This is a genomic window from Streptomyces sp. NPDC045470 (assembly GCF_040646595.1).
In the GTDB taxonomy this organism is placed as follows: domain Bacteria; phylum Actinomycetota; class Actinomycetes; order Streptomycetales; family Streptomycetaceae; genus Streptomyces.
Window position 1 is genome coordinate 50,369 of sequence record NZ_JBEZAN010000021.1, and the last position, 23,955, is coordinate 74,323.

Annotated in this window: 1 protein-coding gene; it reads left to right on the forward strand. The window is 70.7% G+C overall.

From position 1 onward, the window contains the following. Positions 1-103: 103 nt before the first annotated feature. The gene (locus tag AB0A97_RS35695) at positions 104-23,947 is read left to right on the forward strand and encodes a type I polyketide synthase (RefSeq protein WP_361158259.1); all 23,844 of its coding nucleotides are present in this window, start codon (positions 104-106) and stop codon (positions 23,945-23,947) included. Positions 23,948-23,955: the final 8 nt, after the last annotated feature.

The window sequence follows — 23,955 nt, forward strand, 5'->3', positions numbered from 1 at the left end:
CCCGCCCGGCCCTGACGGCCCCCCGGCCCGAACCGGTCCGCCCCGCCCCGCGCGGGGCGGACCACCCCTGACTCTGCTGAAACATCATTGCAAGGAGCCGACCGTGTCCGACGAAAACAAGCTTCGTAGCTACCTCAAGCGAGCCATCGCGGACGCGCAGGACGCCCGCGCCCGGCTGCGCGAGGTGCAGGAGCAGGCGGCGGAGCCGGTGGCGATCGTGGGCATGGGGTGCCGCTTCCCCGGTGGCGCGGGCAGCCCTGAGGAGTTCTGGGAGCTGCTGGCTTCCGGTGGTGACGCGGTGGGCGGCTTCCCGACCGACCGTGGCTGGGACCTGGAGGGCATCTACGACCCGGAGGGGGAGCGCGAGAACACCTCGTACGTTGCCCAGGGCGCGTTCCTGCAGGGGGCGGCCGAGTTCGATGCGGGGTTCTTCGGGATCAGTCCGCGTGAGGCGCTGGCCATGGACCCGCAGCAGCGCCTGCTGCTGGAGTCGGCCTGGGAAGCGCTGGAGCGCGCCGGCATCGACCCGGCGTCCCTGAAGGAGAGCGCCACCGGTGTCTTCGCCGGCGGCTTCGCCTCCGGATACGGCATCGGGCTCTCCTGGGCAGCCGGTGAGGGCGGCTCCGGTGTCGAGGGCCACCTGATGACCGGCAACGCGACCAGCGTGCTCTCCGGTCGGCTGTCGTACGCCCTGGGCCTGGAGGGTCCGGCGGTCACGGTGGACACTGCCTGCTCCTCGTCGTTGGTGGCACTCCACCTGGCTGTTCAGGCCCTGCGGCTGGGAGAGTGCTCGCTGGCCCTGGCCGGTGGTGTCACGGTGCTGGTATCCCCGGGGACGTTCGTGGAGTTCTCCCGTCAGCAGGGTCTGTCGGCGGATGGCCGGTGCCGGGCCTTCTCCGAGGACGCGGACGGTACGGGCTGGGCCGAGGGCGTCGGCATGCTGGTGGTGGAGCGGCTGTCGGACGCGCGGCGCAATGGCCACAAGGTGCTGGCGGTGCTGCGGGGCAGTGCGGTCAACCAGGACGGTGCGTCGAACGGCCTCTCGGCGCCCAACGGCCCGTCCCAGCAGCGCGTCATCCGCGCGGCGTTGGCCAGTGCGGGCCTTTCGGCGGCCGAGGTGGACGTGGTGGAGGCACACGGCACCGGCACCACGCTCGGCGACCCCATCGAGGCCCAGGCCCTGCTGGCCACGTACGGCCAGGGCCGCCCGGAAGGGCGCCCGTTGTGGTTGGGGTCGGTGAAGTCGAACATTGGTCACACTCAGGCTGCGGCGGGTGTGGCGGGTGTGATCAAGATGGTGTTGGCGTTGCAGCATGGGCGGTTGCCGCGGACGTTGCATGCGGATGTGGCGTCGTCGCATGTGGACTGGTCGGCGGGTGCGGTGCGGTTGCTGACGGAGTCGGTGCCGTGGCCGGCGGGTGAGCGTCCGCGACGGGCCGGGGTGTCGGCGTTCGGTATCAGCGGTACCAACGCCCATGTAATTCTGGAGGAGGCTCCGCCGGTGGAGTCCGGCGAGGCCGGCGAGCCTGCCGAGGCCGGTTCCGGGTCGGCCGGGCCGGCCGGGCCGGTGGCGGATGCGGCGCCGGTGCTGGCGGGTGCTGGTGCGTGGGTGGTGTCGGGTCGTACGGCTGAGGCGTTGCCGGCGCAGGCCGGTCGGTTGCGGGAGTGGGTGTCGGCGCGCCCGGGGCTGGGTGCGGCTGATGTGGGCTGGTCGTTGGCGGCGACGCGGTCGGCGTTCGAGCATCGCGCGGTGGTGCTTGGTACGGAGCGTGGTGCCCTTCTCGATGGCGTGCACAGCCTGGCTGCTGGTACGTCCTCGCCTGTGGTGGTGTCGGGGGTGGCCCGGCCGGATGTCCGGGTGGGGCTGGTGTTTGCGGGTCAGGGCGCGCAGTGGGTGGGTATGGGCCGTGGCCTGTATGCGGGCAGTGCGGTGTTCGCCGAGGTCTTTGACCGGGTGTGTGGGCTGCTGGAGCTGGAACTCGGGGCCGGCGTGTGTCTGCGGGATGTGGTTTTGGGTGCGGAGGGGGTGGACGCTGGGCTGGCGGATCAGACGCTGTATGCGCAGGCGGGGCTGTTCGCTTTCGAGGTGGCTTTGGCTGCGGTGTTGAAGGCCGCTGGTGTGGTGGCGGATGCGGTGGTGGGTCATTCGGTGGGCGAGGTGGCTGCGGCTCATGTGGCTGGTGTGCTGTCGCTGTCCGATGCCTGTGCGCTGGTGGCGGCTCGTGCTCGGTTGATGCAGGAGCTGCCGTCGGGTGGGGCGATGGCGGCGGTCAACGCCGCCGAGGCAGAGGTCATCGCCTCGTTTGACGAGGTGTCGGGTGAGGTGGCCGTAGCGGCGGTCAACGGCCCGGAATCCGTGGTCATCTCCGGTGCGACCGATGCGGTCGACGCGGTGGTGGAGCTGTGGCGGGATCGGGGCTGCCGGGTGCGGCGCCTGCGGGTTTCGCACGCCTTCCACTCCCCGGCCATGGACCCGGTCCTGGATGAGCTCGATGGTGTGGCGCAGGGGCTGGTGTATCACCGGCCTGAGGTGATGTGGGCGGGTGCGCTCACCGGTGACCTGGTGTCCGAGCCGCAGGCCGGTTACTGGCCTGCGCAGACCCGGCAGGCCGTGCGGTTCGCGGATGCGGTGGCCACCCTTGCGCGGGAGGGTGTCTCGGTCTTCCTTGAGGTGGGTCCGGACGGTTCGCTCTCCTCGCTGGGCCCGGATGCGGTGGCCGGTGTGGAGGGTGCGGAGGCGGCCTTCGTCCCCCTTCAGCGGCGCACCGAGGACGGCGCCACCGACCTGGAGACCGGTCTGGCCCGTGCCTTCGTCCACGGTGTCCCGGTGGACTGGACGCGTGTGCTGCCTGCCGGTGAGCAGGTGGAGCTGCCTACGTATGCCTTCCGGCACCAGCGCTACTGGCCCGAGGGGATCGTCTCGCTGATGCCCCCGACGGCCGGCGGTACGAACCGGATCACCGCGGGCACCGAGGCGGAGGCCGAGTTCTGGGCGGCCGTCGAGGGGGAGGATCTCACCCGGCTCGCCGAGACGCTGGACGTGGGCGGCGACCGTCCGTTCAGCGAGGTGCTGCCGGCGCTGGCCTCCTGGCGGCGACGCGATCTGGAGCGCTCCCTGACTGCCGACTGGCGCTACCGCACCACCTGGGCACCCGTTGCCGAGCCGGACGCTCGTGTGCTCTCGGGTACGTGGCTGGTTGCTGTCCCCGCGGAGTCGGCTGTGGCGGAGCTGGCGCAGGGCTGCGCCGAGGCGCTGAGCGTCCGTGGTGCTGAGGTCGTGGTGGTCGAGGTCCCGGCCGGGTCGGTGGACCGGGTGGAGCTGGCCGCGTTGCTGACCGACGCGGTGGGTACGTCGGTGGTGTTTGGTGTGCTGTCGTTGCTGGCGCTGGATGAGACGCCGCTGCCGGACCATCCGGTGGTGAATGCCGGTCTGGCTGTCACCCTGGGCCTTGTCCAGGCTCTGGGTGACGCCGGGGTTGAGGCACCGCTGTGGGCCGCTACGCGTGGTGCGGTGGCGGCCGGTGCGCAGGAGACGCTGACCCGTCCGGTGCAGGCGCAAGTCTGGGGCCTGGGCAGGGTGGTCGCGCTGGAGCATCCGGAGCGTTGGGGTGGTCTGGTCGATCTGCCGGAGACGCTCGATGAGCGTGCTGGTGCGCGGCTGGTGGCGGTACTGGCCGGCTGTGGCGAGAACGAGGTGGCCCTGCGGTCGTCCGGAATCCTGGGACGCAGGCTCGCGCATGTCTCGGGGCCTGGTGTGCGGGAGAGCTGGACACCGCGGGGAACCGTCCTGGTCACCGGCGGTACCGGCGCCATTGCCGGACATGTCTCGCGGTGGCTGGCGGGCCGGGGCGCCGAGCGTCTGGTGCTGACCAGCCGATCGGGTCCGGCAACAGCCGATGTCGCGACACAGGCCGCGGAGTTGGCTGCTTCTGGCGCCCACGTGGACGTCATCTCCTGTGACATCAGCGAACGCGGCCCGGTGACCAACCTGCTGGGCCGGATCGGCCGTAGTGGCCCGGAGCTGTCCTCGGTGATGCACACCGCGGGTGTGCTCGACGACGGTGTGCTGGACCGGCTGTCGGTCTCCCGTCTGCAGTCGGTGCTGGCGGTCAAGGTCCACGGTGCGGTGCTGCTGGATGAGCTGACCGCGGACCTGGGCCTGGACGCGTTCGTACTGTTCTCCGCTGCGGCTGCCACCCTGGGCGGTCCGGGGCAGGGCAACTATGCGGCGGCCAATGCCTTCCTGGACGCGCTGGCGGAGAACAGGCGCGCCCGTGGGCTGAACGCGTTGGCGGTGGCCTGGGGCCCGTGGGCCGGCGGAGGCATGGCCGACTCCAACGAGGCGGTCCGCTCCAGGATGCGGAAGATGCCCATGCCGCCGATGGACCCGCGGCTCGCGGTCCGCGCGCTGGCCGAGGCGTTGCGGGGGCCGGATGCCGCCGTTGCCGTCATGGATGTGGACTGGGCGCAGCTGGCATCCGATGCCAGTGCCACGGGGATGCTGAAGCGGCCGTTGGTGCGGGACCTGCCTGAGATCCATCAGCTGCTCGCGGCGGCCGGAAACACGGTCACTGTGGCGCCTGCGGAAGGTGAGCTGGCCCGTCAGCTGGCCGGGCTGGACCGCGCGGAGCAGGAGCGGATGCTCGCCGACGTGGTGCGTGGCGAGGCTGCGGTGGTGCTGGGGTACGCATCGGCTGATGCGGTGGAGGACCGTCGGGCGTTCAAGGATCTGGGTTTTGATTCGCTGACCGCGGTCGAGCTGCGTAACCGTCTCAACGCGGCGACTGGGCTGAGGCTGCCGTCGACCCTGGTCTTCGATTACCCCACCCCGCTGGCCCTGGCGGCTTTCCTGCGTGACGAGCTGACCGGGCAGCAGAAGGGCACGGCCGCTCCGGTAATCACCGTGGTGGCGGCGCCTGCGGACGAGCCGCTGGCGATCGTCGGGATGGCGTGCCGCTTCCCCGGTGGGGTGGGGAGTCCGGAGGAGTTCTGGGAGTTCCTGGCTTCCGGTGGCGATGGCGTGGGCGATTTCCCGGCCGACCGTGGCTGGGACTTGGAGAGTGTGTACGACCCGGAGGGTGAACGCGAGGGCACCTCGTATGTCGCGCAGGGTGCGTTCCTGCGGGAGGCGGCTGAGTTCGATGCGGGGTTTTTCGGGATCAGTCCGCGTGAGGCGCTGGCGATGGACCCGCAGCAGCGGCTGTTGCTGGAGACGTCCTGGGAGGCGCTGGAGCGTGCCGGCATCGATCCGTCGTCCCTGAAGGAGAGCGCCACCGGTGTCTTTGCCGGCGGTTTCACCTCGGGGTATGGGCTTGGGCTGTCGCTTGCCAATCAGGGGGATTCTGGTGCCGAGGGCCATTCGCTGACGGGCAATGCGACCAGTGTCCTGTCCGGGCGGGTGTCTTATGTGCTCGGCCTGGAGGGGCCGGCGGTGACGGTGGACACTGCCTGTTCGTCCTCGTTGGTGGCGCTTCATCTGGCGGCGCAGTCGGTGCGGTCGGGCGAGTGCTCGCTGGCGTTGGCCGGCGGGGCGACGGTGATGGCGACGCCGGGGACGTTCATCGACTTCTCCCGGCAGCAGGGTCTGTCGGCGGACGGCCGGTGCCGGGCCTTCTCCGAGGATGCGGATGGTACGGGCTGGGCCGAGGGCGCCGGCATGGTTGTGGTGGAGCGGCTGAGCGATGCCCGCCGCAACGGCCACAAGGTGCTGGCGGTGCTGCGGGGCAGTGCGGTCAACCAGGACGGTGCGTCGAACGGTCTGACTGCCCCCAACGGGCCGTCGCAGCAGCGGGTGATCCGTGCCGCGCTGGCCAACGCCCGGCTGTCTGCTGCCGAGGTGGACGTGGTCGAGGCGCATGGCACCGGCACCACACTCGGTGACCCCATCGAGGCACAGGCGCTGCTGGCGACGTATGGCCGGGATCGTGGTGAGCGGGATGCTCTGTGGCTGGGGTCGGTGAAGTCCAACATCGGTCACACCCAGGCCGCCGCGGGTATCGCCGGTGTCATCAAGATGGTGCTGGCGCTCCAGCATGAGCGGCTGCCGCAGACGCTGTACGCCGAGGTGCCGTCCTCGCATGTGGACTGGTCGGCGGGTGAGGTGCGGCTGCTCACCGAACCGGCTCCCTGGCCGGCCGACGGAGACCGGGTAAGGCGGGCTGCTGTTTCGGCGTTCGGTATGAGCGGGACCAATGCTCACCTCATTCTGGAAGAGGCGCCTGCGGCGCAGGAGGCCGAAGCCGCCGAGGAGCGCAAGGAGCCGGTGGTTCCGGTGGTGACCGGTGCTGGTGCTTGGGTGCTGTCTGGGCGGACTGCTGGGGCGTTGTCGGCGCAGGCGGGGCGGTTGCGGGAGTGGGTTTCGCTTCGTCCGGCTCTTCGGCCGGTTGATGTGGCGTGGTCGTTGGCGGCGACTCGGTCGGTCTTCGAGCACCGGGCGGTGGTGGTGGGCGGAGACCGGGAGCAGGTGCTCGCGGGGCTCGGGGGCCTGGCGTCCGCTGCGTCCTCGGGCTCGCTCGTTTCGGGCGTGGCCCGCTCCCATGCCCGCCCGGTGTTTGTCTTCGCTGGTCAGGGTTCGCAGTGGGTGGGTATGGGGCGGGAGCTGGCGGAGGTTTCGCCGGTGTTCGCGGGGCGGCTGGCGGAGTGTGCTGCGGCGTTGGCGCCGTATGTGGACTGGTCGCTGACCGATGTCCTGGCGGGTGCGGAGGGTGCTCCTGCGTTGGAGGTGGCGGATGTTGTCCAGCCTGCGTTGTGGGCGGTGATGGTGTCGCTGGCTGCGGTGTGGGAGGCGGCTGGTGTCGCTCCGGATGCGGTGGTGGGCCATTCGCAGGGGGAGATTGCCGCTGCCACGGTGGCGGGGATGATCTCGCTTGAGGACGGTGCCCGTGTGGTGGCGTTGCGGTCGCGTGCGTTGAAGGTGCTGGCGGGTGCGGGTGGGATGTTGTCGGTCAGCCGTCCGGCGGCGGAGGTTGAGGAGCGCCTGGTCCGTTTCGGGGAGCGGCTGTCTCTGGCGGCGGTCAATGGGCCGTCGGCCACTGTGGTCTCGGGTGAACCGGCCGCGCTGGAGGAGCTGAGGGCGGAGTTCGAGAGTGAGGGTGCCCGGGCCCGCATGGTCGCGGTGGACTATGCCTCGCATTCGGCGCAGGTGGACCGGCTGGAGGAGGAGATCACCACCGTCCTGGCCGGGGTTTCCCCGCGCCGGGGCCGGGTTCCGATGGTCTCCGCGATGACCGGCGAGACCCTCACCGGTGAGGAGCTGGACGCCGGGTACTGGTATCGCAGTCTGCGGGCGACGGTGCATTACGACCGCGCTGTGCGGGTGCTGGCGGGTCGTGGGCATCAGGTGTTTGTTGAGGTGACGCCGCATCCGGTGCTGATGGGGGCGATGAACGACACCCTCGTGGACCTCGCCCAGGACGCTGGTGGAGAGCCCGCCGTCGTATGCGGAACGCTCCGCCGGGACGACGGTGGTGCTGAGCGCCTGCTGACTTCCCTGGCGGAGGCGTTCGTCAATGGCGCACCGGTGGACTGGCAGGCGGTGCTGCCTGCTGGTGAGCAGGTGGAGCTGCCGACGTACGCGTTCCGGCGTCGTCGGTTCTGGCCGGAGGGCATGCTGGTCCTGCCGATGCCTGGCTCCGCGACTGCCGGTTCCACGTCCGCCGGAGGCGGTGCCAGCACTGACGCTGAGACGGCATTCTGGGCGGCCGTTGAGGATGGAGACCTGTCCGGGCTGGGGGACGCGCTGGCCCTGGAGGGTGGGCGTCCGTTCAATGAGGTGCTGCCGGTGTTGGCGTCGTGGCGGCGGCGTGAGCGGGACCGTTCGACCACGGCTGGTTGGCGTTATTGCACTGGGTGGTCGGTCATCGCCGAGCCGGATGTTCGGCTGCTGTCCGGTACGTGGTTGGTCGCTGTCCCTGCGGAGTCGGCCGTGGTGGAGCTGGCGCAGGACTGCGTCGGGGCGCTGAGCGCCCGTGGTGCTGAGGCCGTGGTGGTCGAGGTTCCGGCTGGGACGGTGGACCGGGCCGGGCTGGCGGCGTTGCTGACCGGCGCGGCGGACCCGTCAGCCATCTCGGGTGTGCTGTCGTTGCTGGCCCTGGACGAGACGTCAACGCCTGGGCATTTGGTGGTGCCCGTGGGCCTGGCTGCCACCTTGGGCCTGGTGCAGGCTCTTGGTGACGCTGGGGTTGAGGCGCCGCTGTGGGTGGCCACGTGTGGTGCGGTGGCGGTCGGGCGGGGCGAGGTGTTGGCCCGTCCGGTGCAGGCGCAGGTGTGGGGTCTGGGCCGGGTCGTTGCGCTGGAGCATCCGGAGCGTTGGGGTGGTCTGGTTGACCTGCCGGAGACGTTCGATGAGCGGGCTGGTGCGCGGTTGGTGGCGGTGCTGGCTGGCTGTGGTGAGAACGAGGTGGCCATCCGGGCGGCCGGGATCCTGGGCCGCAGGCTCGCGCACGTATCGGGCCGTGGTGCGCGGAAGAGCTGGGTGCCGCGGGGGACTGTACTGGTCACCGGTGGCACCGGTGCCATTGCCGGGCATGTTTCGCGGTGGCTGGCGGGCCGGGGTGCCGGGCGTCTGGTGCTGACGAGCCGTTCGGGTCCGGCGGCTGTGGGCGCGGCAGCGCTGGCGGCCGAACTCGCGGCAGCCGGTTCCGCCGTGGAGATCGTGGCTTGCGATGTCAGCGAGCGTGCGGGTCTGGCCGGGCTGCTGGACTGGATCGATGCGAGCGGTCCCCGGCTCTCTTCGGTGATGCATACCGCGGGTGTGCTGGATGACGGTGTGGTGGACCGCCTCGACACCGGGCGGCTGGAGAGTGTGCTGGGCGTGAAGGCGCACGGCGCGGTGCTGCTGGACGAGCTGACCGCCGGGCTGGACCTGGATGCGTTCGTGCTGTTCTCCTCGGCCGCTTCCACCCTCGGTGGCCCGGGGCAGGGTAACTATGCGGCGGCCAATGCTTTCCTGGACGCGCTGGCGGAAAACCGGCGCGGTCGTGGGCTGGCCGGTCTGGCGGTGGCCTGGGGTCTGTGGGGCGGTGGTGGCCTCGGCGAGTCGAGCGAGGTCATTCGGTCCCGGATGCGTCGGATGCCGATGCCGCCGATGGAGCCGCAGTTGGCTGTGCGGGCGTTGGGTGAGGCGTTGGACGGTCCGGATGCCGTGGTGACGGTGATGGAGGTGGACTGGGCGCAGCTGGCATCCGATGCCGGCGTCACGGGGATGCTGAAGCGGCCGTTGGTGCGGGACCTGCCCGAGATCCGGGAGCTGTCCGCGGCCCCCGGCCGTGCGCCTGCCCTGGCGCCAGTCGAGGGCGAACTGGCCGCTCGGGTAGCGGGGTTGTCCCGCTCGGAGCAGGACCGGGTGCTGACCGGCATGGTCCGTGCCGAGGCCGCTGTTGTGCTCGGGCACGACTCGGCGGACGGGGTGCAGGCGCGGCATGCGTTCAAGGATCTGGGGTTCGATTCGCTGACCTCGGTCGAGTTGCGTAACCGCCTCAACGCGGCGACCGGGCTGCGGCTGCCGGCGACCCTGGTCTTCGACCACCCGACTCCGGTCGCGCTGGCCGCCTTCCTGCGCGGCGAAATGATCGGCGACCACCCGGACGCCGCCGACAGCGGAACTTCCGCTATGCAGACTGCGGTGGACGGCACGACCCCCGCTGCGGACGAGCCGCTGGCGATCGTCGGCATGGCCTGCCGTTTCCCCGGTGGCGCGAGCAGTCCGGAGGAGTTCTGGGAGCTGTTGGCCTCCGGTGGTGACGCGGTGGGTGGTTTCCCGACCGACCGTGGCTGGGACCTGGAGGGCATTTACGACCCGGACGGTGAGCGAGAGAACACCTCGTACGTCGCCCAGGGCGCCTTCCTGCAGAGGGCAGCCGAGTTCGATGCCGGGTTCTTCGGGATCAGCCCGCGCGAAGCCCTCGCCATGGACCCGCAGCAGCGGCTGATGCTGGAGACGTCCTGGGAGGCCCTGGAGCGCGCCGGCATCGACCCGTGGTCCCTGCGCGGCAGTTCGACCGGTGTGTTCGCCGGCGGCTTCACTACCGGGTACGGCCTTGGGGTTTCCGCAGCGGCCGGTGAGGGCGGCTCCGGTGTCGAGGGCCACCTGATGACTGGGAACGCGACCAGTGTCCTGTCCGGCCGGGTGTCGTACGTGCTCGGCCTGGAGGGGCCGGCGGTGACGGTGGACACGGCGTGTTCGTCGTCGCTGGTGGCGCTCAACCTGGCCGCGCAGTCGGTACGGTCCGGGGAGTGCTCTATGGCTCTGGCCGGTGGTGTGACCGTGATGGCTACGCCTTCCTCCTTCGTGGAGTTCTCCCGTCAGCAGGGTCTGTCGGCGGATGGCCGGTGCCGGGCGTTCTCGGAGGATGCGGACGGTACGGGCTGGGCCGAGGGTGCCGGTGTTCTGGTGGTGGAGCGGCTTTCGGATGCGCGGCGTAACGGGCATCGGGTGCTGGCTGTCGTCCGTGGCGCGGCGGTGAATCAGGATGGTGCGTCGAATGGTCTTTCGGCGCCCAACGGGCCTTCGCAGCAGCGGGTGATCCGAGCGGCGCTGGCCAACGCCCGGCTGTCCGCTGCCGAGGTGGACGTGGTCGAGGCGCATGGCACCGGCACCACACTCGGTGACCCCATCGAGGCTCAGGCCCTGTTGGCGACCTATGGCAGGGACCGCGGTGAGGGCGATCCGCTGTGGCTGGGGTCGGTGAAGTCCAACATCGGCCACACCCAGGCTGCGGCCGGTGTTGCGGGTGTGATCAAGATGGTGCTGGCGCTCCAGCACGGCCAGCTGCCGCGGACGTTGCATGCGGATGTGGCGTCGTCGCATGTGGACTGGTCGGCGGGTGCGGTGCGGTTGCTGACGGAGTCGGTGCCGTGGCCGGCGGGTGAGCGTCCGCGCCGGGCCGGGGTGTCGGCGTTCGGCATCAGCGGCACCAACGCCCATGTAATTCTGGAGGAGGCTCCGCCGGTGGAGTCCGGCGAGGTTGGCGGGTCTGCCGAGGCCGGTTCCGGGACGGTCGGGTCGGTGGGTGCGGCGCCGGTGCTGGTGGATGCTGGTGCGTGGGTGGTGTCGGGTCGTACGGCTGAGGCGTTGTCGGCGCAGGCCGGTCGGTTGCGGGAGTGGGTGTCGGCGCGTCCGGGGTTGGGCGCGGCTGATGTGGCGTGGTCGCTGGCGGCGACGCGGTCGGCGTTCGAGCACCGTGCGGTGGTGCTCGGCACCGAACGTGATGGGCTGCTGTCCGGCCTGCACAAGCTGGCCGCCGGAACCTCCTCGCCCGAAGTGGTGTCGGGTGTGGCCCGGTCTGATGTCCGGGTGGGTCTGGTGTTTGCGGGTCAGGGTGCGCAGTGGGCGGGTATGGGCCGTGGTCTGTATGCGGGCAGTGCGGTGTTTGCCGAGGTCTTTGACCGGGTGTGTGGGCTGCTGGAGCTGGAACTGGGCACCGAGGTACATCTGCGGGACGTGATCCTGGAGGGTGACGGGGAAGCTGCTGAGCTTGCCGATCAGACGCTGTATGCGCAGGCGGGCCTGTTTGCCTTCGAGGTGGCCCTGGCGGCTGTCCTGAAGGCCGCCGGTGTGGTGGCTGATGCGGTGGTGGGCCACTCAGTCGGCGAGGTGGCTGCGGCTCATGTGGCTGGTGTGTTGTCGTTGCCGGATGCCTGTGCGCTGGTGGCGGCTCGTGCTCGGTTGATGCAGGAGCTGCCGTCGGGTGGGGCGATGGCAGCGATCAACGCCGATGAATCGGCCGTCATTGCTTCGTTCGACGAGGTGTCGGCTGAGGCGTCGGGTGAAGTGGCTGTCGCGGCGGTCAATGGTCCCGAGTCGGTAGTCATTTCTGGTGCGGTCGAAGCGGTTGATGCGGTGGTGGAGTTGTGGCGGGACCGGGGTCGCCGGGTGCGGCGCCTGCGGGTTTCGCACGCCTTCCACTCCCCGGCCATGGACCCGGTGCTGGACGATCTTCGTAGCGTTGCGGAGGGGCTGGAGTTCCGTCGTCCGGAGGTGATGTGGGCCGGTGCCCTCACCGGTGACCTGGTGTCCGATCCGCAGTCCGGCTACTGGCCCGCCCAGACCCGCCAGACTGTCCGCTTCGCCGACGCGATAGCTACCCTCGCGGCGGAAGGCATCTCCGTCTTCCTCGAAGTGGGCCCGGACGGCTCACTCTCCTCGCTCGGCCCGGATGCGGTCGTGGAGGTGGACGGGGCCGAGCCCGCCTTCCTCCCGCTCCAGCGGCGTGACGACGAAGGCGCCGCGGGCTTGCTGACCGGCCTGGCTCGCGCCTTCGTCAGCGGTGTGCCGGTGGACTGGACGCGTGTGCTGCCCGCCGGTGAACACGTCGAGCTGCCCACGTACGCTTTCCGGCACCAGCGGTTCTGGCCGGAGGCTCCGGCGGCACTGTCGGCCGGAGCCTCGGCCACCGGCCGGGACGGGGCTGGCAGCGCGGCCGAGTCGGCGTTCTGGTCGGCTGTGGAGAGCGGTGACCTGGAACAGCTCGCGGACACTCTGGCGGTGGACGGCGACCGTCCCTTCCACCAGGTGCTGCCCGCACTGGCGTCCTGGCACCGTCGCGAGCTGGACCGTTCGGCTACCGCCGACTGGCGCTACCGAACCGTCTGGTCGCCCGTTGCAGAGCTTGACGCCCATGTGCTGTCCGGTACGTGGTTGGTCGCCGTTCCTGCGGAGTCGGCTGCGGCAGACCTGGCGCAGGTCTGTATCGAGTCGCTGAGCGCCCGTGGTGCCGAGGCCGTGGTGGTCGAGATTCCGGCCGGAACGATGGACCGGACCGAACTGGCCGCGTTGCTGATTGGCGCGGTGGATGACTCCGCCGTCTCTGGTGTGCTGTCGCTGCTGGCGCTGGACGAGACGCCGCTGCCGGACCACCCGGCGGTGCCCGCCGGGCTGGCCGCCACCCTGGCTCTCGTACAGGCTCTCGGTGACGCCGGGATCGAGGTGCCGCTGTGGGTGGCTACGTCCGGCGCGGTGGCGGCCGGTGCGGAAGAAGCCCTGGCCCGTCCGGTGCAGGCGCAGGTCTGGGGCCTGGGTCGGGTGGTTGCGCTGGAGCACCCGGAGCGTTGGGGTGGTCTGGTCGATCTGCCGGAGACGCTCGATGAGCGGTCCGCTGCACGGCTGGTGGCGGTACTGGCCGGTTGCGGTGAAAACGAAGTGGCCCTGCGGCCGTCCGGAATTCTGGGCTGCCGGCTCGCGCGTGTCACGCGACACGGTTCCGGGGAGAACTGGTCGCCGCGCGGCACTGTGCTGATCACCGGAGGGACGGGCGCGATCGCGGGACATGTGGCGCGCTGGCTCTGTGGTGAGGGCGCTGAGCGGCTGGTGCTTACGAGCCGCTCGGGTCCGACGGCGGAGGGTGTGGCCGCGCTGGCTGCGGAGCTTGCGGAGGCGGGCAGCGCGGTTGAGGTGGTGGCGTGCGATGTGAGTGACCGGGCGCCGCTGTCAGGCTTGGTGGCCTGGATCGGCCGTAGCGGCCCCCGGCTGTCGTCGGTGATGCATACCGCGGGTGTGCTGGATGACGGTGTGGTGGACCGCCTCACCACCCCGCGGCTGGAGAGCGTGCTGGGGGTGAAGGCGCACGGCGCGGTGCTGCTGGATGAGCTGACCGCGGACCTGGACCTGGATGCGTTCGTGTTGTTCTCTGCTGCGGCTGCCACTCTGGGTGGTTCGGGGCAGGGTAACTACGCGGCGGCCAATGCCTTCTTGGACGCGTTGGCGGAGAACCGGCGGGCCCGTGGGTTGCACGCGCTGGCGGTGGCGTGGGGGCCGTGGGCCGGTGGTGGTATGGCTGCGTCGAGTGGTGCGGTGCGGGCGCGGGTTGAGCGGGGTGCGATGCCGCCGATGGACCCGCGGCTTGCGGTCCGTGCGCTGGCCGAGGCGTTGCGGGGGCCGGATGCCGCCGTGGCTGTCATGGGTGTGGACTGGGCGCAGCTGGCATCCGATGCCGGTGCCACGGGGATGTTGAAGCGGCCGTTGGTGCGGGACCTGCCTGAGATCCGTCAGCTGCTCGCGGCGGCCGGGAACACGGTCACTGTGGCGCCTGCGGAAGGTGAGCTGGCCCGTCAGCTGGCCGGGCTGGACCGCGCGGAGCAGGAGCGGTTGCTGACGGAGGTGGTACGGGCGGAAGCCGCTGCTGTGTTGGGCCATGGCTCGCCCGATGCGGTGGAGGACCGTCGGGCGTTCAAGGACCTGGGTTTCGACTCGCTGACCTCGGTCGAGTTGCGTAACCGTCTCAATGCGGTGACCGGTTTGCGGTTGCCGTCGACCTTGGTCTTCGATTACCCCACCCCGCTGGCGCTGGCCGCTTTCCTGCGCGGTGAGCTGACCGGTGGGGAGCCTGACACCGCTGGTGCTGCGGCACTCACTGTGGTGGCGGCGCCTGCGGACGAGCCGCTGGCGATCGTCGGGATGGCGTGCCGCTTCCCGGGCGGGGTGGGCAGCCCGCAGGAGTTCTGGGAGCTGCTGGCCTCCGGTGGCGACGCGGTCGGTGACTTCCCGTCCGACCGCGGCTGGGATCTGGACGGTCTCATTGACCCGGAGGGTGCGCGGGAGGGGACCTCGTATGTCGCGCAGGGTGCGTTCCTGAGGGAGGCTGCTGAGTTCGATGCGGGGTTTTTCGGGATCAGTCCGCGTGAGGCGCTGGCGATGGATCCGCAGCAGCGGCTGTTGCTGGAGACGTCCTGGGAGGCGCTGGAGCGTGCCGGCATCGATCCGTCGTCCCTGAAGGAGAGCGCCACCGGTGTCTTTGCCGGCGGTTTCACCTCGGGGTATGGGCTTGGGCTGTCGCTTGCCAATCAGGGGGATTCTGGTGCCGAGGGCCATTCGCTGACGGGCAATGCGACCAGTGTCCTGTCCGGGCGGGTGTCTTATGTGCTCGGTCTGGAGGGGCCGGCGGTGACGGTGGATACGGCGTGTTCGTCGTCGTTGGTGGCGCTTCATCTGGCGGCGCAGGCGGTGCGGTCGGGCGAGTGCTCGCTGGCGTTGGCCGGCGGGGCGACGGTGATGGCGACGCCGGGGACGTTCATCGACTTCTCCCGGCAGCAGGGTCTGTCGGCGGACGGCCGGTGCCGGGCGTTTTCGGAGGAGGCGGATGGTACGGGCTGGGCTGAGGGTGCCGGCATGCTGGTGGTGGAGCGGCTGTCGGACGCGCGCCGCAATGGCCACAAGGTGCTGGCGCTGTTGCGGGGCAGTGCGGTCAATCAGGACGGTGCGTCCAACGGCCTGACCGCGCCCAACGGACCCTCGCAGCAGCGTGTCATCCGTGCCGCGCTGGCCAACTCCGGCCTGACCACCGCCGACATCGACGTGGTCGAGGCCCATGGCACCGGCACCACACTCGGTGACCCCATCGAGGCCCAGGCGGTACTGGCGACCTACGGCCGGGATCGTGCGGAGGGCCGGCCGGTGTGGCTGGGGTCGGTGAAGTCCAACATCGGCCACACCCAAGCCGCTGCGGGCGTTGCGGGTGTCATCAAGATGGTGCTGGCCCTGCAGTATGAGCGGTTGCCGCAGACCTTGTACGCCGAGGTGCCGTCCTCGCACGTGGACTGGTCGGCGGGTGCGGTGCGGCTGCTGAATGAGCAGGTGGCCTGGCCGTCTGATGGTGATCGGGTGCGACGGGCCGCTGTCTCGGCGTTCGGGATGAGCGGCACCAACGCCCACCTCATTCTGGAGGAGGCTCCCGCCTCGGAGGACATCGAGACGGTCGACGGCCTTGAGGACGACCCGACAATGCCGGAGGCGGCAGCGCTGGCTGCGGACGCCGGTGTCGGTGCATGGGTGCTGTCCGGTCGGACTGCTGATGCGCTGACGGCGCAGGCGGGGCGGCTGCGGGAGTGGACGGCGATGCGTCCGGAACTGGCACCGGTTGATGTGGCGTGGTCGTTGGCGGTGACGCGGTCGGTTTTCGAGCACCGTGCGGTGGTCGTGGGCGGGGGCCGGGAGCAGGTGCTGGCGGGTCTTGGGGGCCTGGCGTCGGGTGTTCCGGCTGGTTCGGTGGTGTCCGGCGTGGCCCGTTCCAACGTCCGTCCGGTGTTCGCCTTCGCCGGTCAGGGCTCCCAGTGGCTGGGGATGGGTCGGGAGCTGGCGGGGGTTTCGCCGGTGTTCGCGGCGCGGTTGGCGGAGTGTGCTGCGGCGTTGGCGCCGTATGTGGACTGGTCGCTGACCGATGTCCTGGCGGGAACGGGGGATGTCCCCGCGTTGGAGGTGGCGGATGTCGTTCAGCCTGCGTTGTGGGCGGTGATGGTGTCTCTGGCCGCTGTGTGGGAGGCGGCGGGTGTGGTGCCGGATGCTGTGGTGGGTCATTCGCAGGGTGAGATTGCTGCGGCGACGGTGGCGGGGATGCTGTCGCTTGAGGACGGTGCGCGTGTGGTGGCGTTGCGGTCGCGTGCGCTGAAGGTGCTGGCGGGTGCGGGTGGGATGTTGTCGGTCAGCCGTCCGGCGCCGGAGGTTGAGGAGCGTCTGGTCCGGTTCGGGGATCGGGTGTCTCTGGCGGCGGTCAACGGGCCGTCGGCCACGGTTGTCTCGGGCGAGCCGGAGGCCCTTGAGGAGCTGAGGGCGGAGTTCGAAGCGGAGGGCGCTAGGGCCCGCATGGTCGCGGTGGACTATGCCTCGCATTCGGCGCAGGTGGACCGGTTGGAGGAGGAGATCACCACCGTTTTGGCCGGGGTTTCCCCGCGCCGGGGCCGGGTTCCGATGGTCTCGGCGATGACTGGCGAGACACTGTCCGGTGAGGAGCTGGACGCCGGCTATTGGTATCGCAGTCTGCGGGCCACGGTGCATTACGACCGCGCTGTACGCGTGCTGGCTGGCCGTGGTCATCAACTGTTTGTCGAGATGACGCCGCATCCGGTGCTGATGGGGGCGATGAACGACACCCTGGAAGAGGTTGCCCAGGAGACAGGCCCGGGGACGGAGCCCGCCGCGGTGTGTGGAACCCTGCGGCGCGATGACGGCGGCGCCGAGCGCCTGCTGACCTCGTTGGCAGAGGCGTTCGTCAACGGGGCGCCGGTGGACTGGCAGGCGGTGCTGCCTGCTGGTGAGCAGGTTGAGTTGCCGACGTACGCGTTCCGGCGTCGTCGGTTCTGGCCGGAGGGCATGCTGGTCCTGCCGATGCCCGGTTCCGCAACCACCGTGGCCGGGGCTGGCACCGAGGCGGAGGCCGGGTTCTGGGCGGCGGTTGAGGACGGTGATCTGGCGGGGGTTGCGGAGACGCTGGCTTTGGAGGATGCGGGGCAGCTGGATTTGGTGTTGCCGGCGTTGGCGTCGTGGCGGCGTCGTGAGCTGGACCGTTCGGCTACTGCTGACTGGCGCTACCGGACCGTCTGGTCGCCTGTTGCCGAGCCTGACGCTCGTGTGCTGACGGCGACTTGGATGCTGCTTGCGCCGGCCGGTTGCGCGGAGGAGCTGCGGCACCGGTGTGTGGCGGCGCTGACGGCCCGTGGTGCAGAGGTCGCGGTGGTCGAGGTTCCGACTGGGACGGTGGACCGGGCCGAGCTGGCGGCAGCGCTGACTGGCGCGGCGGACTCGTCGGCCGTCTCCGGTGTGCTGTCGCTGCTGGCCCTGGACGGGGCTGCGCTGCCGGACCGTCCGGTCGTGAACGCTGGGCTGGCTGCCACCTTGGGCCTGGTGCAGGCTCTTGGTGATGCCGCGATCGAGGCGCCGCTGTGGGTGGCGACCTCCGGTGCAGTCGCTGCCGGCCGCGGCGAGCTGCTGTCGCATCCGGTGCAGGCGCAGGTCTGGGGTCTGGGCCGGGTCGTCGGCCTGGAGCACCCGGAGCGTTGGGGTGGTCTGGTCGATCTGCCGGAGACGCTCGATGAGCGGTCCGGTGCGCGGTTGGTGGCGGTACTGGCCGGCTGCAAGGAGAACGAGGTCGCCATCCGGGCGGCCGGAATCCTGGGTCGCAGGCTCGCGCACGTCTCGGGCCGTGGTGTGGGAGAGGGCTGGTCGCCGCGAGGGACTGTACTGGTCACCGGTGGGACCGGTGCGATTGCCGGGCACGTCTCGCGGTGGCTGGTTGGCCGGGGTGCCGAGCGTCTGGTGTTGGCGGGCCGTTCCGGTCCGGCAGCAGCCGATGTCGCGGCACGGGCCGCAGAGCTGGCCACCGCTGGCGTCCACGTGAACGTCACCTCCTGCGACGTCAGCGAACGCGGCCCGCTGACCAACCTGCTGAGCTGGATCGGCAGCAGCGGTCCGGGGCTGTCCTCGGTGATGCATACCGCGGGTGTGCTGGATGACGGTGTGGTGGACCGCCTCGACACGGCGCGGCTGGAGAGTGTGCTGGGGGTGAAGGCGCACGGTGCGGTGCTGCTGGATGAGCTGACCGCGAACATGGATTTGGACGCGTTCGTGCTGTTCTCCTCGGCCGCCTCCACCGTCGGCGGCCCGGGGCAGGGTAACTACGCGGCGGCCAATGCTTTCCTGGATGCGCTGGCGGAGAATCGGCGCGCCCGCGGGCTGGCCGGTCTGGCGGTGGCCTGGGGTCTGTGGGGTGGTGGCGGTCTGGGTGAGTCCAGTGAGGTCATCCGGTCCCGGATGCGTCGGATGCCGATGCCGCCGATGGACCCGCAGTTGGCTGTGCGGGCGTTGGGTGAGGCGTTGGACGGTCCGGATGCCGTGGTGACGGTGATGGAGGTGGACTGGGCGCAGCTGGCGTCCGGTGCGGGTGCTGCTGATATGCGGGTCCGGCCGTTGGTGCGGGACCTGCCCGAGGTCCGGGAGCTGTCCGCGGCCTCCGGCCGTCCTCCGGTGCTGGCGCCAGTGGAGGGCGAACTGGCCGCTCGGGTAGTGGGGTTGTCCCGCTCGGAGCAGGACCGGGTGCTGACCGGCGTGGTCCGCGCTGAGGCCGCCGCCGTACTGGGACATGCCTCTTCGGACGGGGTGCAGGCGCGGCAGGCCTTCAAGGACCTGGGATTCGATTCGCTGACCTCGGTCGAGTTGCGTAACCGTCTCAATGCGGCGACCGGGCTGCGACTGCCTGCCACCCTGGTCTTCGACCACCCCACCCCGACCGCGCTCGCCACCTTCCTGCGCGGCGAACTGACCGGGCAGGTGCCGGAGGCCGTAGCTGCGGCGCCGGTCCCCGCTGCCCCCGCTGCGGACGAGCCGCTGGCGATTGTCGGCATGGCCTGCCGTTTCCCCGGTGGCGCGAGCACGCCCGAGGGGTTCTGGGAGCTGTTGGCTTCCGGTGGTGACGCGGTGGGTGGTTTCCCGACCGACCGTGGCTGGGACCTGGAGGGCATTTACGACCCGGACGGTGAGCGCGAGAACACCTCGTACGTCGCCCAAGGCGCGTTCTTGCGGGGAGCGGCCGAGTTCGATGCGGGTTTCTTCGGAATCAGCCCGCGTGAGGCGCTGGCGATGGATCCGCAGCAGCGGCTGATGCTGGAGACGTCCTGGGAGGCGTTGGAACGGGCCGGTATCGACCCGTCGTCCCTGCGCGGCAGTTCGACCGGTGTGTTCGCCGGCGGTTTTGCCTCTGGTTATGGCCTTGGGGTTTCCGCAGCGGCCGGTGAGGGCGGCTCCGGTGTCGAGGGCCACCTGATGACCGGCAACGCGACCAGTGTCCTGTCCGGCCGGGTGTCGTACGTGCTCGGTTTGGAAGGTCCGGCAGTGACGGTGGACACGGCGTGTTCGTCGTCGCTGGTGGCGCTCAACCTGGCGGCCCAGGCGGTGCGGTCCGGCGAGTGCTCGATGGCTCTGGCCGGTGGCGTCACGGTGATGGCGACGCCGGGTACGTTCATCGACTTCTCCCGTCAGCAGGGTCTGTCGGCGGATGGCCGGTGCCGGGCGTTTTCGGATGACGCGGACGGTACGGGCTGGGCCGAGGGCGCGGGCATGCTGGTGGTGGAGCGGCTGTCGGACGCGCGGGCCAATGGCCACAAGGTGCTGGCGGTGCTGCGGGGCAGTGCGGTCAACCAGGACGGGGCGTCCAACGGCCTGACCGCCCCCAACGGCCCCTCCCAGCAGCGCGTCATCCGGGCGGCGTTGGCCAGTGCGGGTCTCTCGGCGGCCGAGGTGGATGTGGTGGAGGCGCACGGTACCGGCACGAAGCTTGGTGACCCGATCGAGGCGCAGGCGCTGCTGGCGACGTATGGCCGGGATCGTGGTGACCGGGACGCGCTGTGGCTGGGGTCGGTGAAGTCCAACATCGGTCACACCCAGGCTGCTGCGGGTGTTGCGGGTGTGATCAAGATGGTGCTGGCGTTGCAGCATGGTCAGTTGCCGCGGACGTTGCATGCTGATATGGCGTCGTCGCATGTGGACTGGTCGGCGGGTGCGGTGCGGCTGCTGACGGAGTCGGTGCCGTGGCCGGTGGGCGACCGCCCGCGCCGGGCGGGGATCTCGGCGTTCGGTATCAGCGGTACCAACGCCCACGTGATTCTGGAGGAGGCCCCCGCGATCGATGCGCGGAGCGAAAGCGCCGGTCAGGTGCCGGTCGCGGCTCTTGAGGGTGCTGGTGCGTGGGTGGTTTCCGGGCGTACGGCTGAGGCGCTGTCGGCGCAGGCCGGGCGGCTGCGGGAGTGGCTGACGGCCCGTCCGGAACTGCGACCGGCCGATGTGGCCTGGTCGCTGGCGGCGACGCGGTCGGCGTTCGAGCACCGCGCGGTGGTGCTCGGTACGGAGCGTGGTGCCCTTCTCGATGGCGTGCACAGCCTGGCGGCCGGTTCGTCCTCGCCTGTGGTGGTGTCGGGCGTGGCCCGGCCCGACGTCCGGGTGGGTCTGGTCTTCGCCGGTCAGGGTGCGCAATGGGCGGGTATGGGCCGTGCTCTGTATGCGGGCAGTGCGGTGTTCGCCGAGGTCTTTGGCCGGGTGTGCGGACTGCTGGAGCTGGAACTGGGGACCGAGGTGCGTCTCCGGGACGTCGTTCTGAACAGCGACGATGCGGCTGCTGGGCTGGCGGACCAGACGCTGTATGCGCAGGCCGGCCTGTTTGCCTTCGAGGTAGCCCTGGCGGAGGTTCTCAAGGCTGCTGGTGTGGTGCCGGATGCGGTGGTGGGTCATTCGGTGGGCGAGGTGGCTGCGGCTCATGTGGCTGGTGTGTTGTCGTTGCCGGATGCCTGTGCGCTGGTGGCGGCTCGTGCTCGGTTGATGCAGGAGCTGCCGTCGGGTGGGGCGATGGCGGCGGTCAACGCCGCCGAGGCAGAGGTCATCGCCTCGTTTGACGAGGTGTCGGGTGAGGTGGCCGTAGCGGCGGTCAACGGCCCGGAATCCGTGGTCATCTCCGGTGCGGCCGATGCGGTCGACGCGGTGGTGGAGCTGTGGCGGGATCGGGGCTGCCGGGTGCGGCGCCTGCGGGTTTCGCACGCCTTCCACTCCCCGGCCATGGACCCAGTCCTGGATGAGCTCCGAACCGTCGTGGAAGGGCTGGAGTTCCGTCGTCCGGAGGTGATGTGGGCCGGTGCCCTCACCGGTGACCTGGTGTCCGATCCGCAGTCCGGCTACTGGCCCGCCCAGACCCGCCAGACTGTCCGCTTCGCCGACGCGATAGCTACCCTCGCGGCGGAAGGCATCTCCGTCTTCCTCGAAGTGGGCCCGGACGGCTCACTCTCCTCGCTCGGCCCGGATGCGGTCGTAGAGGTGGACGGGGCCGAGCCCGCCTTCCTCCCGCTCCAGCGGCGTGACGACGAAAGTGCCACGGGCCTGCTGACCGGCCTGGCTCGCGCCTTCGTCAGCGGTGTGCCGGTGGACTGGACGCGTGTGCTGCCCGCCGGTGAACACGTCGAGCTGCCCACGTACGCTTTCCGGCACCAGCGGTTCTGGCCGGAGGCTCCGGCGGCACTGTCGGCCGGAGCCTCGGCCACCGGCCGGGACGGGGCTGGCAGCGCGGCCGAGTCGGCGTTCTGGTCGGCTGTGGAGAGCGGTGACCTGGAACAGCTCGCGGAGACCCTGGCGGTGGACGGCGACCGTCCCTTCCACCAGGTGCTGCCCGCACTGACCCAGTGGCGGCGGCGTGACCTGGAGCGTTCGACCACCGCCGGCTGGCGCTATCGGATGGTCTGGGAGCCGATCGCCGAACCCGACCCGGGTGCGCTGACCGGCACCTGGCTGGTCGCCGTCCCCGCGCAGCCTGCCGCTGCGAAGCTGGCGCAGAGCTGCACCGAGGCGCTGAGCGCCCGAGGTGCCGAGGTCGCGGTTGTCGAGGTACCGATCGGGTCGGTGGACCGGGCCGAGCTGGCCGCGTTGCTGAGCAAGGCGGCGGACCCGTCGGCCGTCTCCGGTGTGCTGTCGTTGCTGGCGCTGGACGAGACGCCGCTGCCGGACCACCCGGCGGTGCCTGTTGGACTGGCCGCAACCCTGGCTCTCGTACAGGCACTCGGCGACGCCGACATCCAGGCGCCGCTGTGGCCGGTCACCTGTGGTGCCGTGGCGGCCGTCCCCGGCGAGGTGCCGGCCGGCACGGTGCAGGCGCAGGTCTGGGGCCTGGGCCGCGTCATCGGCATGGAACACCCGGACCGCTGGGGCGGGCTGGTAGACCTGCCCGAGGAACTGGACCAGCGGGCGGCCGCACGGCTGGCCGCGGTACTGAGCGGCTGCGGTGAGGACCAGGTGGCTGTCCGGGCCACCGGGATACTCGGCCGCCGGATGCACCACGCCGCCGACGCCGGCCCCGACGAGGGGCACTGGACGCCGCGCGGCAGTGCGCTGATCACCGGTGGCACCGGCGCCGTCGGCGGGCACGTGGCCCGGTGGCTGGCCGAGGCCGACGCGGCCCGTGTGGTGCTGACCGGACGCAGCGGACCCGCCGCCGGCGGTGTCGCGGCGACCGCCGCCGAACTGGCCGCCAGGGGAACCCGGGTGGACGTGGTGGCGTGTGACGTGAGTGACCGCTCCGCGCTGGCCGGGCTGGTGTCCTGGATCGGGACGAGCGGACCGGCGCTGTCCACCGTGCTGCACACGGCCGCGGTGCTGGACGACGGGGTGGTGGACCGGCTCTCCGCCGAGCGGTTGCAGACGGTGCTGGCGGCCAAGGCTGTGGGCGCCGCCCACCTGGACGAGCTGACGGCCGGACTGGACCTGGACGCCTTCGTACTGTTCTCCTCCGCCGCATCCACCCTCGGTTCCGCAGGTCAGGGCAACTACGCGGCCGCCAACTCCTACCTGGACGCGCTGGCGGAGAACCGGCGGGCCCGCGGACTGACTGGTCTGTCGGTGGCCTGGGGCCAGTGGGGCGGCGGCGGAATGGCCGACTCCAAGGAGGCGATCCGGGAACGGATGAAGAAACTCCCGCTGGCCGCGATGGATCCGCGGTCGGCGGTCCGGGCGCTGGGCGAGTCGCTGCACGGCTCGGACGCCGTGGTGACGGTGATGGACGTCGACTGGGCCGTGCTGGCGCAGAGCGCGGCCAACCTGACGGAGGTGCCGCTGGTGCGGGGCCTGCGGGCGGTGCGCCGACTGGCTACGGTCGGCAACCGGGTCGCCGAGCAGCCCGCCTCCGCGGAGGGCGAGCTGGCACGCCGGCTGGCCGAACTGGACCGGGCCGGGCAGGAGCGGACCCTCACCGATCTGGTGCGGGCCGAGGCCGCCGTGGTACTGGGCCACCCCTCGGCCGAGGCGGTGCAGGACCAGCAGGCATTCAAGGACCTCGGATTCGATTCACTGACAGCAGTCGAACTGCGTAACCGGTTGAACACTGCGACCGGACTGCGAGTCCCGGTTACATTGATTTTCGACCACCCCACCCCGGTGGCGGTGGCCGCCTGGTTGCGTACCGAGCTCGCCCCGGACGAGCCGACTGCGCTGCCGATACTCGACGACCTCGACCGGCTCGAAGCCGGTCTGTTGAGCGCGGCACCCGACCAGGACACGAACGAACGGATCACAAGGCGGCTGCAAGGCATTCTCTCCAACTGGATCGAAAAGCAGGGCCGGTCGGATTCCGGCAGCGACGGGGTGGAAATCGAGTCGGCCACACCCGACGAGATGTTCGAGTTTCTCGACAGGGAACTTGGTCTGTCCGACTAGTACTTCGC